This window comes from Variovorax sp. GW823-FHT02B07, from assembly GCF_058797695.1.
The window spans coordinates 258,601-273,655 of sequence record NZ_JBXAJX010000003.1; the positions used below are offsets into that span (position 1 = coordinate 258,601).

The following is a 15,055-nucleotide window of genomic DNA, read 5'->3' on the forward strand; positions in this document are numbered from 1 at the left end:
GTTCTTCCATGTCCCTTCGCTTTCACCGCCTCGCCCGCCTCGGCGTGCTGGCCGCCGCCCTCGTCGCCGCCGGCGGCGCCATGGCCCAGACCGCCATCTGCTACAACTGCCCGACCGAATGGGCCGACTGGGGCACCCAGCTCAAGGCCATCAAGGCCAAGACCGGCATCACCGTGCCGGCCGACAACAAGAACTCGGGCCAGTCGCTCGCGCAGCTGGTCGCCGAAAAAGCCAGCCCCGTGGCCGACGTCACCTACCTCGGCGTGACCTTCGCGGTGCAGGCCGCGAAAGATGGCGTGGTCGAGCCCTACAAGCCGGCCGCCTGGAAAGACATCCCCGACGGCCTGAAGGACCCGGCCGGCAACTGGTTCACCATCCACTCGGGCACGCTCGGCTTCATGGTCAACGTCGACGCGCTCAAGGGCAAGCCGGTGCCCAAGTCGTGGGCCGACCTGCTCAAGCCCGAGTACAAGGGCCTCATCGGCTACCTTGACCCCGCCTCGGCCTTCGTGGGCTACGTGGGCGCCGTGGCCGTGAACCAGGCGCGCGGCGGCACGCTCGACAACTTCAAGCCGGCCATCGACTACTTCAAGGCGCTGCAGAAGAACGAGCCCATCGTGCCCAAGCAGACCTCGTACGCGCGCGTGCTGTCGGGCGAGATCGCGATCCTGCTCGACTACGACTTCAACGCCTACCGCGCCAAGTACAAGGACAAGGCCAACGTCGCCTTCGTCATCCCCAGCGAAGGCACGCTGGCCGTGCCCTACGTGATGAGCCTGGTCGCCAAGGCGCCGCACGCAGCCGATGCGAAGAAGGTGCTCGACTTCACGCTGTCCGACGAAGGCCAGGCGATCTGGGCCAAGGCCTACCTGCGCCCGGTGCGCGCCAGCGCCATGCCCAAGGAGATCGAAGCGCAGTTCCTGCCCGCCAGCGACTACGCGCGTGCCAAGACCGTCGACTACGCCCGCATGGCCGACGCGCAGCGCGCCTTCTCCGACCAGTACCTGAAGGAAGTGCGCTGATCCGGCGCCACGCGCGATGACACGCAGCACCACCACCTCTAACTCCAACGCATGGAACCCGCGCTGGCGATTGCTGGCCTGCGTCGCGCCGGCGGCCGTCTTCTTCGCGGCCTTCTGGCTGCTGCCGGTGGTGCGCCTGCTGGCGCTGCCGGCCGACAAGGGCGCCGCCACCTACTTCGCGGTGCTGACCGATGCGCGCTACCTGCACAGCATGGCCAACACCGTCGCGCTGTCGGTGGCCGTGACGCTGGCCACGCTGGTGCTGGGCGCGGCGGTGGGCATCTACCTCGCGCGCCATGCCTTCCCGGGCAAGCGCATGCTGCTGTCGCTGCTCACGCTGCCGCTGTCGTTCCCGGGCGTGATCATCGGTTTCTTCGTGATCCTGCTCGGCGGGCGCCAGGGCGTGGTGGCCGACCTGAGCGACGCGCTGGTCGGCGAGCGCATCACCTTCGCCTACGGCCTGCTCGGCCTCTTTTTGGCGTACCTGTATTTCTCGCTGCCGCGCGCCATCGCCACCTACGCCGCGGCGGCCGAGTCGATGAACACGCAGCTCGAAGAAGCGGCGCGTTCGCTCGGCGCCTCGAAGCTGCGCGTGGCGCGCGACGTGTGGATGCCCGAGCTGGCGCCCACCACGCTGGCCTGCGGCGCCATTTTGTTCGCCACCTCGATGGGCGCCTTCGGCACGGCCTTCACGCTGGCCAGCAAGTTCGAGGTGATCCCCATCACCATCTACAACGAGTTCACCAACTACGCCAACTTCGCGCTCGCCGCGTCGCTGTCGATCTCGCTGGGCGTCGTGACCTGGCTGGTGCTCTTCGTGGCGCGCCGCTTCGGCGCCAACCCGGTCGCCCGATGATGAAGACCCCTTCGCAACCCCGCGCCCCTTTCCTGCTCGCCATCACGGTGATCGTGAGCCTCTTCATGATCGCGCCGATGCTGCTGTCGGTGATGGCCGGCCTCGTCAACAACTACAGCGCGGGCCTCAAGAGCGGCCTCACGCTGCGCTGGCTCGGCGAGGTGTGGGAGAACTACGGCGGCACCGTCGGCTGGTCGCTCGCGCTGGCCGTGGCCTGCGTCGTGTGCACCGTGCTGATTGGCGTGCCCTGCGCCTACACGCTGGCGCGCAGCCGCTCGCGCGCGGCGCGCATCTTCGAGGAACTGCTGACCTTGCCGGTCGCGGTGCCGGGCCTGGCGACGGCGCTCGCGCTCATCCTCGCCTACGGCCAGCTCACGGCCTTCCGACAGAGCTTCGCCTTCATCCTCGTGGGCCACATCGTCTTCACGCTGCCCTTCATGGTGCGCACCGTGAGCTCGGCCTTCCAGCGCGACGACCTGCTCGCGCTCGAAGAGGCCGCGCGCTCGCTGGGCGCGAACTTCCGCCAGCGCTTCATGGGCATCCTCGTGCCCGCCGTGTTCCCCGCCATCGTGGCCGGCAGCCTGATGGTGTTCACGCTGTCGGTGGGCGAGTTCAACCTCACCTGGATGCTGCACACGCCGCTCACGCGCACGCTGCCCGTGGGCCTGGCCGACAGCTACGCCTCGATGCGCATCGAGATCGGATCGGCCTACACGCTGGTCTTTTTCGCAGTGATCCTTCCCGTCCTGTGGGGCCTGCAGTACCTTGCCAACCTGATGCAGAAACGCCATGGAACTTGAACGCATCCCCGTCGACATCTCGAACTGCGCGAAGACCTATGCCGACGGCACGCGCGGCCTGCAGCCCACCAACCTCAAGGTGGAAGCTGGCGAGGTGCTCGCGCTGCTCGGCCCCTCGGGCTGCGGCAAGACCACGCTGCTGCGCCTCATCGCCGGGCTGGAAGCGCCCGACGACGGCAGCCGCATCGTCTTCGGCGACCAGGACGTCACGCAGCGCCCGGTCGAGCACCGCGGCGTGGGCATGGTGTTCCAGAGCTACGCCCTCTTTCCGCAGATGACGGTGGCGGCCAACATCGGCTACGGCCTGCGCATCCGCAGCGTGTCGCCCGAGGAAGAGAAACGCGCCGTGGGCGAGCTGGTCGACCTCGTGCGCCTGGGCGGCCTGGAGAACAAACGCCCTGCCGAACTCTCGGGCGGCCAGCGCCAGCGCGTGGCCCTGGCGCGCGCCGTGGCCGTGCGTCCGCGCGTGCTGCTGCTCGACGAGCCGCTGGCCGCGCTCGACGCCAAGCTCAAGGAATCGCTGCGCGACGAACTGGCCGAGCTGCTGCGCCGCCTGCACATCACGGCCATCCACGTCACGCACGACCAACAGGAGGCGCTGGCCATCGCCGACCGGCTCGCGGTGATGCGCGCCGGGCGCATCGTGCAGGTGGGGCGCGGCGAAGACCTGTACCGCGCGCCCGCGCACCCCTTCGTGGCCGAGTTCCTGGGCCGGGTCAACCGGCTGGAGCGCGCGGCCGACGCCATCGCTCAGGGCGTTGTCCGACTCGGAGGGTCGTCGCTGCCCTGCCCCGCGCCCTGGCAGCAGCATGCGACGCTGCTGGTGCGGCCCGAAGACATCGAGGTCGGCGCGCCCCCGCCCGGCGAGGCGCCCGGCTGGGGCCGCGCCACGGTCGAACGCCGCACCTTCCTCGGCGACCGCGTGCAGTTGCACCTGCGCCTGCAGGACCAGCCCGTGCTGGTGGCCGACGTGGGGCGCGACAACCCCTTCGGACCGGGCGACGCGGTGGGCCTGCGCATCCCGGCCGACCGCCTGATGACCTCGCAGGAAACCCGCGCATGACCACGACCACGACGACGAATCCCAACACCTTCCTGGTCCAGCTGACCGACCTGCACATCCGCGAGCCCGGCCGGCTGGCCTACGGTCGCATCGACACGGCGCCGTACCTCGCGCGCGCCGTACAGTCGGTGCTCGCGCTGCGCCAGCCGCCCGACGCGGTGGTGATCACCGGCGACCTGACCGACTTCGGCCGCGCCGCCGAGTACGAGCACCTGACCGCCCTGCTCGCGCCGCTGACGATGCCCGTCTACCTGCTGCCCGGCAACCACGACGACCGCGACCAGTTGCGCCGCAGCTTCCCGGGCCACGCCTACCTGGGCACGGGCGCCGACACGCACGGCTTCGTGCAGTACTCGGTGCGTGTGGGCGACCTGCGGCTGCTCACGCTCGACACCTGCGTGCCCGGCGCCAGCCACGGCACGCTGTGCGAGCGGCGCCTGGCCTGGCTCGAAGCCCAGCTCGACGCCTGCCGCCACGAGCCCGTGGTGGTCGCCATGCACCACCCGCCCTTCGAGACGCTGATCGGCCACATGGACGAGATCGGCCTGCTCGAAGGCGCCGACGCGCTCGAGGCCCTGCTGCGCCGCTACACGAACGTCGAGCGCGTGATCTGCGGCCACCTGCACCGCGCCATCGACGTGCGCTTCGGCGGCACCATCGCCTCGACCTCGCCGGCGCAGGCGCACCAGGTCTGCCTCGACCTGGCGCCCGACGCTGCCTCGGCCTGGACGCTGGAGCCGCCTTCGTTCCGGGTGCACGCCTGGTCCGCGGCCGGGCGCCGGCTCGTCACCCACCTGGCGGCCTCCGGCAGCTTCGAAGGGCCTTATCCTTTCCACGACAACGGAGCCCTGATCGACTGAAGCGTCTACTTGTGGAAAATGGGGCTGAAACGAATCAAAACGAAAACAAGAGAAAGGTCAGACCCCGCCCTCCATGAAGCACCTTCTGAATCTGCTTGCGGCCGTCGCCCTGCTGGTGTGGGGCACGCACCTCGTGCGCACCGGCGTGCTGCGCGTCTTCGGCGCCAACCTGCGCAAGATCCTCGTGCAGAGCATGCGCAACCGCTTCACGGCCGCGCTCTCGGGCATCGGCGTCACGGCGCTCGTGCAGTCGAGCACGGCCACCTCGCTCATGACCTCCTCGTTCGTGGGGCAGGGCCTGGTCACGCTGCCGGCCGCGCTGGCGGTGATGCGGGGCGCCGACGTGGGCACGGCGCTGATCTCGGTGCTGTTCTCGGCCGACCTCTCGTGGCTCTCGCCGATGTTCATCTTCGTGGGGGTGGTGTTGTTCATCACGCGCTCGGCCACCGTGGCGGGGCGCGTGGGGCGGGTGCTGATCGGGCTGGGGCTGATGCTGCTGGCGCTGCAGCTGGTGGTGGCGGCCACCGAGCCGCTGTTCTCGTCGCCGGCCGTGCGGGCGCTGCTGGCGTCCATCACCAGCGATGTGCTGCTGGAGATCACGCTCGGCGCCGCGCTGGCCATCGTGGCGTACTCGAGCCTGGCGGTGGTGCTGCTGGTGGCGGCCATGGCGAGCTCGAACGTGGTGCCGCTCGACGTGGCCCTGGGCCTGGTGCTCGGCGCCAACCTGGGCAGCGGCCTGCTGGCGGTGCTGACCACGGCGCGCTCGGCCGTGTCGGTGCGGCAGGTGACGGTGGGCAACCTGCTGTTCAAGGCGCTGGGCGTGGCGCTGGTCACGCCGTTCGTGGGGCTGTGGGTGCGCTACGTGCAGCCCCAGCTGCCGAACCAGACGCACGGCGTGGTGCTGTTCCACCTGGCGTTCAACATCGTGATCAGCGTCGGCTTCATCGGTCTCACGCAGTGGGTCGCCAAGCTGGTGACGCGCATGCTGCCCGTGCCGCCACAGCCGGTGGGCACGAGCCGGCCGCATCACCTCGATCCTTCGGCGCTGTCGACGCCTTCACTGGCCATTTCGAACGCGGCGCGCGAGGCGCTGCACCAGGCGGACATCGTGGAGACGATGCTCATCGGCACGCTCGACGTGATCCGCAACAACGACCTGCGGCTGGCGCAGGAGCTGCGGCAACTCGATGACACGGTGGACGAGCTGTACTCGGCGATCAAGTACTACATGACGCGCATTTCGCGCGAGGCGCTGGGCGAAGAGGAAAGCCGGCGATGGACGGACATCATCAGCTTCACGATCAACATGGAGCAGATCGGGGACATCATCGAGCGGGTGATCATCGATATCGAGGACAAGAAGATCAAGCCGCAGCGCAACTTTTCAGCTGCGGGGATGGCGGAGATCGTGGAGCTGCATGAGCGGTTGATTGCGAATCTGCGATTGAGCATGAGTGTGTTCTTGAACGGCAATGTTCGCGACGCGCAGAAGCTTCTTGAAGAGAAGGCGCGGTTTCGGGATCTGGAGCGGGCCTACGCCACTACCCATCTGGATCGGTTGTCGGATCGGACTACTTTGAGCATCGAGACGAGTTCTCTGCACATTGATCTGATCAGTGATTTGAAGCGGATCAATTCGCATATCTGTTCGATTGCTTATCCGATTCTTGAATCGGCTGGGGCTTTGGCGCCTAGCCGGCTTCGGGAGTCTCGGTTGGGGAAGATCGAGGGCTAGTCGTTTTGCTTCCCGAGGCCGGGTCTCGCCCCGGCGGGCGACTCACTTTCTTTGCTTCGCCAAAGAAAGTAAGCAAAGAAAGGCGACCCTGCTGTCTGCGTCCCTCCGCTTCGCTGCGGGCAACCTGCGGTGCTCACGTTTCGCGGGGTCTCGCCCAAACTCGCTTCGCTCAAACAAGGGCGAGCCCTGATCCGCGAAACGCTGCGCTCCTCGGCGCATACAGAAGGGGTGGGGAACCTCACAGGCCTTTGCTTCGCTCGGCCTGGGAACACCGCAAGGCTCTGCCTCGTGTACCAGAAGTCTCCTAAAAGGCCGGCAATGCTCGGGGCTTCGAAGGAGTTCGACATGACCATTGTTCTGCCGCAAAGCGCGGTCGCCGCGTCGCTCGGGGTGCAGCAGCTCGCCACCGCGTTCAGTCCGGCGTTTTCGCATCTGCGCATTCTTCGCAACCTCATCATTCCGATGCCTTCCGGTTGCGCGGTGCCCACGGCGCGCATCGATGCGGTGATCGTGTGCGAGACGGGCGTCTACCTGTTCGAGATCAAGGCCTGGCGCAATGCGTTCGTCTATCGCAAGAAATCCGACGAGGCGCCGCCGCGCTGGTTTCTTCGACTGCATGGGTGCACGCGAGCGCGTGAGGTGAAAGACCCGGCCTGGCAAGGCGGGCGCAAGACGACGCAGTTGCGCAGCCTGCTGCCGGACGACCTGCGGCTGCAGTACTTCGTGCTGCTGCCGTGCGAAGGCGTGGAGCTGGAGGGCGTGATGCCGGCGGCCGTGATCACGCAGCAGGACCTGCCGTACATCGCACGCCTGGTGCGCAACAACGGACGCACGGCGCGCACGTATCCGCTGCTCGACGCGCAAGCGGTCGATCGCACGGTGCAGCGGCTGCTGGAGATCCAGGGCGACCTGTCGCTGGAGACGCATGCGCAGAACTGCCGCGAACGGATGGAACGGCCTGCGGTGGCGTGGCCGGCGGTGAACGCGATGGGGTTGCAGTAACGACTGCTCACCCACCGGCCCTGCGCGCGGGAGGGCGTCCCACATTCCTCCGACATTGGTGAAGACCATGCGGTGATGATGATTCCTCCCAAGTCCCTCGCGGCCCTTGCCGCGCTGTGCCTCGCGATGGCAGCCTGCCCGGCACAGGCCGCCGACCCATTCGCCGTGCAGGACATCCGCCTCGAAGGCCTGCAGCGCGTCGAAGCGGGCACGGTGTTCGCGACCCTCGGCCTGAAGGCCGGCGATACCTACAGCGACGACCGCGGCAGCGCGGCGATCCGCGCGCTGTTCGACCTGGGGCTGTTCAAGGACGTGCGCATCGACGTGAACGGCCGGGTGCTCGTGGTCATCGTCGAAGAGCGCCCCACCGTCGCCGAGGTCGACTTTGCCGGCACCAAGGAGTTCGACAAGGCGGCGCTGCAGAAGGCACTGCGCGACATCGGACTGGCCGAAGGCCGTCCGTTCGACAAGGCGCTGGCCGACCGCGCGGAGCAGGAGCTCAAGCGCCAGTACATCGGCCGCAGCCTCTACAACGCGCAGGTGGTCACCACGGTCACGCCACTGGAGCGCAACCGCGTCAACCTCACCTTCAGCGTGACCGAGGGCGAGCCGGCGCGCATCACGCGGGTGCGCGTGGTGGGCCAGCAGGCTTTCGACGAACGCACGCTGCTCGACCTGTTCGACCAGGACAGCGGCGGCTGGCTGGCCTGGTACACGAAGTCGAACCAGTACGCGCGCAGCAAGTTCGACGCCGACCTGGAAACGCTGCGTTCGTTCTACCTGACGCGCGGCTACCTCGAGTTCCGCATCGAGTCGACGCAGGTCGCGATCTCGCCCGACCGGCAGACGCTCGAACTCACGGTGAACATCAGCGAGGGTGAGAAGTTCGCGGTGGCGGGCGTGAAGCTGGCGGGCAACTACCTGGGGCGCGAGGACGAGTTCAAGTCGCTCGTCACCGTGCGCCCCGGCGCGCCCTACAACGGCGAGGACGTGGCGGCCACCACCAAAGCCTTTGCCGACCACTTCGGCACCTTCGGCTACGCCTTCGCGCGCGTGAAGGCCGAGCCCGAGATCGACCGCGCCCGGCGCCGCGTCGTGATGGTACTGAACGCCGAGCCCGGGCGGCGCGCCTATGTGCGGCGGCTGAACATCGGCGGCAATGCGCGCACGCGCGACGAGGTAATCCGGCGCGAGTTCCGCCAGTACGAAGGTGCCTGGTACGACGGCACGAAGATCAAGCTCTCGCGCGACCGCGTCGACCGGCTGGGCTTCTTCACCGAGGTGAACGTCGAGACCGCCGAAGTGCCGGGCAGCAACGACCAGGTCGACCTGAACGTCACCGTGGCCGAGAAGCCCACGGGCTCGCTGCAGCTGGGCGCGGGCTACTCGTCGACCGACAAGGTCTCGCTGAGCTTCGGCATCACGCAGGAGAACGTGTTCGGCTCGGGCAACTACCTGGGGTTGCAGGTCAACACCAGCTCGTACAACCGCTCGGTGTCGCTCACCGCGACCGACCCGTACTTCACGAAGGACGGCATCTCGCGCACCTTCAACCTGTTCCACACCACCACGCGGCCCTACTACGAGGCCGACGGCAACCACAAGCTCGCGAGCGACGGCGGCTCGGTGCGCTTCGGGCTGCCGGTGAACGAGCTGGACACGGTGTACCTGGGCATCGGCGTGGAGCGTTACTCGTTCACGCCGGGCACCAACGGTTCGTACACGCTGGTCAACGGCTCGTATGTCTACACGGCCACGCCGCAGGCCTACCTCGACTACTTCCAGTGCACGGGCACCGCGCCGAGCGTGGTGTGCGCGGGCAGGAACGTGGTGGGCATCCCGGCCACCGTGGGCTGGTCGCGCGACGACCGCGACAGCGCCCTGGTGCCCACGCGCGGGCGCCTGCAGAGCGCCAACCTCGAGCTGGGCGTGGGCAGCGAGTTGCGCTACCTGAAGACCAACTACCAGTACCAGCAGTACGTGCCGCTGTCCAAGCAGTACACGCTGGCCTTCAACGGCCAGCTCGGCTATGCGAAGGCGCTGGGCGGCAGCAGCTTCCCGATCTTCAAGAACTTCTATGCGGGCGGGCTGGGCTCGATCCGCGGCTTCGAGCAGAACTCGCTGGGCCCGACCGACGCGGTCACCGGCGGTTCGCTGGGCGGCACGCGCAAGGCGATCTTCAACATGGAGCTGACCACGCCCTTCCCCGGCGCGGGCAACGACAAGTCGCTGCGCCTGTACACCTTCTTCGATGCGGGCAATGTGTTCGCCGAACGCACGGCCAGCATGACCGACGCGCAGTGGAAGGCGCAGAACCGCCTGCGCGCCTCGGCCGGCCTGGGCATCAGCTGGATCTCGCCGCTGGGGCCGCTGCGCCTGGCGTACGCGGTGCCGATCGTCTACCAGAAGGAGGACACGGCCAACGGCATCGCGGCCGACCGCACGCAGCGCTTCCAGTTCCAGATCGGCACGTCCTTCTGAACCGGCCCGCACGCCCCATGAGCCGCATCCTGCTGGTGGAAGACGGACGCGACATTGCGTCGCTGCTGCTGGGCCCGCTGCAACGCGCGGGCCACGAGGTGGAGCAGTTGGGCGACGGCGCCGCCGCGCTCGATCGCATCCTGCACGCGCCGCCGGCGCTCACGCTGCTCGACGTGGTGCTGCCGCGCATCGACGGGCTGCAGGTGATCGCGCAGGTGCGCGCGCACAGCGACCACCCGATCATCGTGCTGACGGCACGCGCGCACGAGGCCGACCGGCTGCGCGGCTTCGACCTGGGCGCCGACGACTATGTCTGCAAGCCCTTCTCGCCGAGCGAGGTGGTGGCGCGCGTGCACACGGTGCTGCGCCGGCGCGCGCCGCCCGACCTGAGCGTGGGCATGGCCTCGCCGGCGGTGGCCTTCGACAGCGCGATGGGCCATGCATGGCTGGAGGGCCGGGCCCTGGCGCTCACGCGCCGCGAGCTGCTGTTGCTGCGTGCGCTGTCGCGCGAACCGGGCCGCGTGTTCACGCGCGCCAGGCTGCTCGAAGCGGCGTTCCCCGAGGCGCTCGACGTGAACGAGCGCGCGGTCGACGGGCACATCAAGAACCTGCGGCGCAAGCTCGCGGCCGTGTCGCCCTCGCACGGCTGGATCCGTTCGGTCTACGGCGTGGGGTTCAGCTTCGCGCAGCGGCCGGGCTGAGGGCCGGCCCGGCCTTGCATGCGCCGTGGCCGCGCGGCGTGCGGCCTTCGCTGCCCCTTTGCATGATCGGCGCCAGCGTTGCCAGGCGCGAGTTGCGCACCTCGGCCTGCCGGGCCTCCGCGCAGGCGCCGCGTGCCGCGACGCCGATGCCCAGCGCCAGGCTGCACAAGGCCAGGCCGCCCGCGCAGGCGTGGGCCAGCGCGCGCGGCGTAACCCGCCCATCGGCGGGCGCAACGAACGGGAGCGGCATGCGCAGCACCGCTCAGCCTTCCGTGCGCGGCGGCACCAGCGCGCGGATGCGGGCGAGGCCCTCGGGCGTGCGCGGCCGCATCGGCCGCACGCCGCCCGCCGGCATGGGGCCGCTGCCCGGCGGCGGCGGGCGTTCGGTCACCGGGCGTGCGGCGGGGTCGACCACCAGCGTGAGCAGCGCGACGTAGCGCCGGCCCTCCTCGCGCACCGCGCCCAGCACCGTGTCACCGGCCCGCAATGCGATGCCGTCGGCGCTGTTGAGCGTGTCGCGCAGCCGCGCCCGCTGGTAGCTGGAGACCTGCGTGTAGAGGAACTCGCTGAGCGCATCGGGCAGGAAGAACTGCGTCGTGAGCACGGCGCGCTCGCGGTGGTGCACCTTGACGTGGATGTGCGTGGTGCGCCCCGCATACCAGCCCGGGTACAGCGTGGCGAACACGGCCTGGCCGTCGCGGTCGGTGCGCTGGCTGCCGCGCAGGAAAGCCTGGCCCTCGAAGCCGCGCGTGCGGTCGTCACCCTGCCCGCCGAAGCCCGAGTAGTTGCCCTGCGCGTCGCAGTGCCACAGGTCGGTGCGGAAATTCGCGAGGTCCAGGTAGTACGGGCCCTCGGTGGTCTGGGCGGTCAGCGGGAGCTTCTGCGCTGCGGCGGCCTCGGGGGCGGACGCGGCCAGCCCGGCCGCGCCGATCGCAGCCAGCAGGCCCCGGCGCCCGATCGCTTCACCGGCCATGGGCAGCCTCCTTTCTGGCAGGTGCGCGCACGCCGGAGGCCCGCGCCTCGGCCCAGACCACGAGCAGCGTCCACACATGCGCGACGCCCCAGAACAGCGCCGCCAGCAGGAACAGCAGCAGGTCGATGTCGGTGTCGCCCGGGGGCGTGGACGGCGGCGCGGCGTGCCCCGGCGGGGCCCAGGCGAGCGCGGCGGCGGCCAGTGCGCGGAAGGCGGAGGTGGGAAGGGCGCGGTGCGTGTCCGGTGTCATGCCGGGCATCGTGCGATCCGAATCGGGAGAAATGTGGGAGAGAGGTGAGAGAGGGGTGGGAAGGACGCGTCTCCCAGATTCCTCCCCAATCGGGCGCCATGATCGGCGGCTTGCCCATGCCATCCCCGCCCCCGAAACGCATGCCGCAGAATGCGGCCATGCCCCCGCCGCCGAGCCCATGCCGCGCCTGACCCTCTCCCGCAAGATCTTCCTGGCCCTGGCCGCCCTGCTGATCGTGCTGCTGCTGAGCTTCGTGGGCTTCTCGATCGTCGCGCTGCAACGGGGCCTGGGCGCCTACGTGGCCGAGATCGAGATCCGCCGCATGGACTGGCTCTCGCAGCTCCTGCTGAAGCACTACACCGCCAACGGCGACTGGAAGAAACTGCGCGACAACGACGACGCCTGGCACCGCCTGCAGCTGGGCCAGTCGGCGATGGTGATCGACGGCGCCGCCACGCCCGACGACCGGCGGCTGCCGCCCTGGTACGAGCGCCGTGCGCCCGGCACACAGGGCGACGGCGCGCCGCCGGCAGAACCGTCCAGCGGGCTCTCGCCCACCGCCTCGCCCCCGCCGCCGCAGCTCGACCTGCTGCCCCGCCGCTTCCTGATGCCGCCCCCGGGCTTCTTCCCCGGCCTGGCCGGCCCGCCCGACTCGATCTTCCGCCGCCTCGCCGTGCTCGACGCGCACGGCGCGCTCGTGGTCGGCGCGACCATCGACCCGGAGAACGCCGCACGCCGGCCGATCCGCCACGGGCGCACCGTCGTCGGCTACCTCGCGCTCGCGCCGATGCAGGGCCTGGAGAGCGAGGCCGACCGCGCCTTTCTCGCCCGGCAGTCCGGCGTGATCGCGCTCACCGGGCTGTGCGGCCTGGCCTTTGCGCTGGTGCTGTCGTGGCTGCTGGCGCGCCGCTGGTTCCAGCCGATCGACGCGCTCACGCAGGCCGCGCAGGACGTGGCGCGTGGACGGCTCTCGACGCGCGTCGCGGTCCACGGCTCGGACGAGCTCGCGCTGCTGGGCAAGACCTTCAACGACATGGCGCAGCGCCTGGACACCGCCGAGGCCTCGCGCCGCGCCTGGCTGGCCGACGCGGCGCACGAGCTGCGCACGCCGCTGGCCGCCATGCGCGCGGAGATCGAAGCGCTGCAGGACGGCGTGCGCAGCTTCGACGAACGCACCGCGCTGCGCATGCACCGCCAGGTGATCCGCCTCGGCCAGCTGGTCGACGACCTGCGCAGCAGCATGCGCGAGCCCCAGAGCGACCTGCTGAAGGCGCCGGTGTACCCGCTGTCGCTGCTGAAGGAGGCGCTCGACCACACGCGCGACCGCTTCGCGCAGCGCGGCATCGCCCTGGACCGCGACGCCCTCGACCGCATCGCCGCTTCGGCCCAGCCGGTGATCGACGGCGACGCGCACCGGCTGCACCAGGTCTTCATGAACCTGCTGGAGAACACGCTGGCCTACACCGACGCCGGCGGCCAGCTGCGCATCGGCGTGAGCGTCGAAGGCGCGTGGACGGGCCACTGCCTCACGCTCGTGTTCGACGACAGCGCACCGGGCGTGCCCGAGGAAGAGATTCCGCGCCTCTTCGACCGCCTGTTTCGCGGCGAGACCTCGCGCAGCCGCGCGCTGGGCGGCTCGGGCCTGGGCCTGTCGATCTGCCGCGCGACCCTCGAGGCGCACGGCGGCAGCATCGAGGCGGCGCCTTCGCCGCTGGGCGGGCTGCGCATGACGATCACCCTACCCTTGGCAGCTTCCGCATGACACGCATCGTGATCGTCGAGGACGAACTCGACATCGCCTCCGTGGTGCAGGACTACCTGCGCCACGCCGGCTACGACACCGAGCACTTCGCCGACGGGCAGAGCGCGCTCGAACGCATCGTCGCCGCGCCACCCGACCTGACACTGCTCGACATCATGCTGCCGCGCCTCGATGGCATCGAGGTGCTGCGCCGCGCGCGGGAGCACACGGCGCATCCCATCATCATGCTCACCGCGCGCATCGAGGAGGTCGACCGCCTGCTCGGTCTGGAGCTGGGCGCCGACGATTACGTGTGCAAGCCCTTCTCGCCGCGCGAGCTGGTGGCACGCGTGCGCGCTGTGCTGCGCCGCACCGCGCCGGCCGTGGCCGCACAGGGCGCGCCGGACGATGCGCCCGGCCTCGTGCTCGACGACGTGCACTGGCGCGCCTCGCTCGACGGTACGCCGCTGAACCTCACGCGGCGCGAGTTCGGGCTGCTGCAGGTGCTGTCGCGGCACCCGGGCCGCATCTTCTCGCGCGCCCGGCTGCTGGAGCTGGCCTACGACGACACGGTGGACGTGACGGAGCGCGCCATCGACAGCCACGTGAAGAACCTGCGCCGCAAGCTCGGCGCGGTGACGCCCGCGCACGACTGGATTCGGTCGGTGTACGGCGTGGGCTTCGCGTGGGAAGCGCCGCCGCCGGCCTGAGCGGCCAGGCTAGTTTTGTCGAGGGGCTGCCGCGCGAATTTGCGTCGCCGTCTTCGCCCAAGTCTTCTCCAGCATCCGCGAAAGGTAGGACGCCGACTCCCAGCCGACCTGCAACGCGATGGACAGCACCGAGTCCCGCGTGGTCTGCAACAGGTACACGGCCCGTTCGATGCGCTGGCGCTGCAGGAACTCCAGCGGCGAGATGCCGTGCTTCGCGCGAAAGATCCGCTCCACCTGCCGGCGCGACAGCCGGTGCTGTTGCGCGAAGGCGTCGAGCGACAGGGGCTGCGCCAGATCGCGCAGCATCGTTGCGGCCAGCAGCTCGGCGACCCACAACGCCGGCGAGACGTCGCCCTCCGACAACGGGTTGGCGCTCAGGCGCGCGGCCTCCATCACGAGCGCGCCGCACAGCACGTAGTTCTCGCTGTCGCCGGCACGGGTCGATTCGAACATCCGCTGCGACAAGGCGCCCAGCGCGGTGCTGCCCGCGCGCATGCCTTGCGGGGGCCGCACGACGCCCTGCGCCTGCAAGGCCGTGGCCCACAGCGCCGGGTCGACGTAGACCGCGACATGGCTCTGGCCGGCGGTGAGCGTGGTCGTCGAATGCGCGCTGCCCGCGGCAAACCAGACGAAGTGGCCGGGCCCGAGGCGCTGCGCCTCGCCCTGCGCATCGCCCACGCTGAAGCGGCCTGCGATGGGCACGAACAGCATGTCGCAATCGTGCACGTGCGCGTCGGTGGCGTAGTGGTCGCGGGTGTTGGCGACCATCGTCGCCTGGTGAGACAGCCGTTCGACGAACAGCGATTGGCGGGGCGGCGGGTGGCTGGAAGTCAGTGGCATGGCCATTCCTTGTCGCATTCG

At 69.7% G+C, this 15,055-nt stretch carries 15 protein-coding genes; 11 read left to right on the forward strand and 4 right to left on the reverse strand.

Features of this window, described 5'->3' with window-relative positions:
* Nucleotides 1–8 precede the first annotated feature (8 nt).
* The 9 genes from AC1RGU_RS18965 (at nt 9) to AC1RGU_RS19005 (ending at nt 10,520) form a co-directional block, all read left to right on the forward strand.
* Nucleotides 9–1,022 carry an ABC transporter substrate-binding protein gene (locus tag AC1RGU_RS18965; RefSeq protein ID WP_095746558.1) on the forward strand — a complete coding sequence of 338 codons (1,014 nt, stop codon included), beginning with the start codon at nt 9–11 and terminating at the stop codon, nt 1,020–1,022.
* A gap of 16 nt (nt 1,023–1,038) precedes the next feature.
* A complete protein-coding gene (locus tag AC1RGU_RS18970) occupies nt 1,039–1,878 on the forward strand; it encodes an ABC transporter permease (protein WP_307694918.1) in 840 nt (279 codons plus the stop codon).
* Nucleotides 1,878–2,678 carry an ABC transporter permease gene (locus AC1RGU_RS18975; RefSeq protein ID WP_062480906.1) on the forward strand — a complete coding sequence of 267 codons (801 nt, stop codon included), beginning with the start codon at nt 1,878–1,880 and terminating at the stop codon, nt 2,676–2,678. The genes AC1RGU_RS18970 and AC1RGU_RS18975 overlap by 1 nt, the downstream gene beginning before the upstream one ends.
* Nucleotides 2,668–3,741, forward strand: a complete 1,074-nt coding sequence (locus AC1RGU_RS18980; protein ID WP_492697353.1) for an ABC transporter ATP-binding protein — start codon at nt 2,668–2,670, stop codon at nt 3,739–3,741. The genes AC1RGU_RS18975 and AC1RGU_RS18980 overlap by 11 nt, the downstream gene beginning before the upstream one ends.
* A complete protein-coding gene (locus AC1RGU_RS18985) occupies nt 3,738–4,601 on the forward strand; it encodes a phosphodiesterase (protein WP_492697355.1) in 864 nt (287 codons plus the stop codon). Before AC1RGU_RS18980 ends, AC1RGU_RS18985 begins: the two co-directional genes overlap by 4 nt.
* A 73-nt stretch (nt 4,602–4,674) precedes the next feature.
* Entirely contained in the window at nt 4,675–6,336 is a 1,662-nt protein-coding gene (locus AC1RGU_RS18990; RefSeq protein WP_489057835.1) for a Na/Pi cotransporter family protein, read from the forward strand.
* 345 nt (nt 6,337–6,681) lie between these two features.
* Nucleotides 6,682–7,338, forward strand: a complete 657-nt coding sequence (locus AC1RGU_RS18995; RefSeq protein WP_492697357.1) for a nuclease-related domain-containing protein — start codon at nt 6,682–6,684, stop codon at nt 7,336–7,338.
* A gap of 75 nt (nt 7,339–7,413) precedes the next feature.
* Nucleotides 7,414–9,819, forward strand: a complete 2,406-nt coding sequence (bamA, locus tag AC1RGU_RS19000) for an outer membrane protein assembly factor BamA (RefSeq protein WP_492697359.1) — start codon at nt 7,414–7,416, stop codon at nt 9,817–9,819.
* 17 nt (nt 9,820–9,836) lie between these two features.
* Entirely contained in the window at nt 9,837–10,520 is a 684-nt protein-coding gene (locus AC1RGU_RS19005; protein WP_492697361.1) for a response regulator, read from the forward strand.
* Here AC1RGU_RS19005 and AC1RGU_RS19010 read toward each other — a convergent pair.
* The 3 genes from AC1RGU_RS19010 to AC1RGU_RS19020 are packed head-to-tail and all read right to left on the reverse strand — an operon-like array spanning nt 10,495 to nt 11,743.
* A complete protein-coding gene (locus AC1RGU_RS19010) occupies nt 10,495–10,770 on the reverse strand; it encodes a hypothetical protein (RefSeq protein ID WP_492697363.1) in 276 nt (91 codons plus the stop codon). The genes AC1RGU_RS19005 and AC1RGU_RS19010 overlap by 26 nt on opposite strands.
* Nucleotides 10,771–10,782: 12 nt before the next feature.
* The gene (locus tag AC1RGU_RS19015) at nt 10,783–11,493 is read right to left on the reverse strand and encodes a peptidase associated/transthyretin-like domain-containing protein (RefSeq protein WP_492697365.1); all 711 of its coding nucleotides are present in this window, start codon (nt 11,491–11,493) and stop codon (nt 10,783–10,785) included.
* Nucleotides 11,483–11,743 (reverse strand): hypothetical protein, encoded by a 261-nt coding sequence (locus AC1RGU_RS19020; protein ID WP_492697367.1) that lies wholly within the window; start codon nt 11,741–11,743, stop codon nt 11,483–11,485. Before AC1RGU_RS19020 ends, AC1RGU_RS19015 begins: the two co-directional genes overlap by 11 nt.
* Nucleotides 11,744–11,921: 178 nt before the next feature.
* On the opposite strand from AC1RGU_RS19020, the gene AC1RGU_RS19025 reads away from it, so the two are divergent.
* Nucleotides 11,922–13,505 (forward strand): ATP-binding protein, encoded by a 1,584-nt coding sequence (locus AC1RGU_RS19025; RefSeq protein ID WP_492697369.1) that lies wholly within the window; start codon nt 11,922–11,924, stop codon nt 13,503–13,505.
* On the forward strand, nt 13,502–14,194 hold the full coding sequence (locus AC1RGU_RS19030; RefSeq protein ID WP_139702570.1) for a response regulator: 693 nt from the start codon (nt 13,502–13,504) through the stop codon (nt 14,192–14,194). The genes AC1RGU_RS19025 and AC1RGU_RS19030 overlap by 4 nt, the downstream gene beginning before the upstream one ends.
* A gap of 9 nt (nt 14,195–14,203) precedes the next feature.
* Here AC1RGU_RS19030 and AC1RGU_RS19035 read toward each other — a convergent pair whose 3' ends face one another.
* Nucleotides 14,204–15,034 carry a helix-turn-helix domain-containing protein gene (locus AC1RGU_RS19035; protein WP_492697371.1) on the reverse strand — a complete coding sequence of 277 codons (831 nt, stop codon included), beginning with the start codon at nt 15,032–15,034 and terminating at the stop codon, nt 14,204–14,206.
* Between the last annotated feature and the right edge of the window lie 21 nt (nt 15,035–15,055).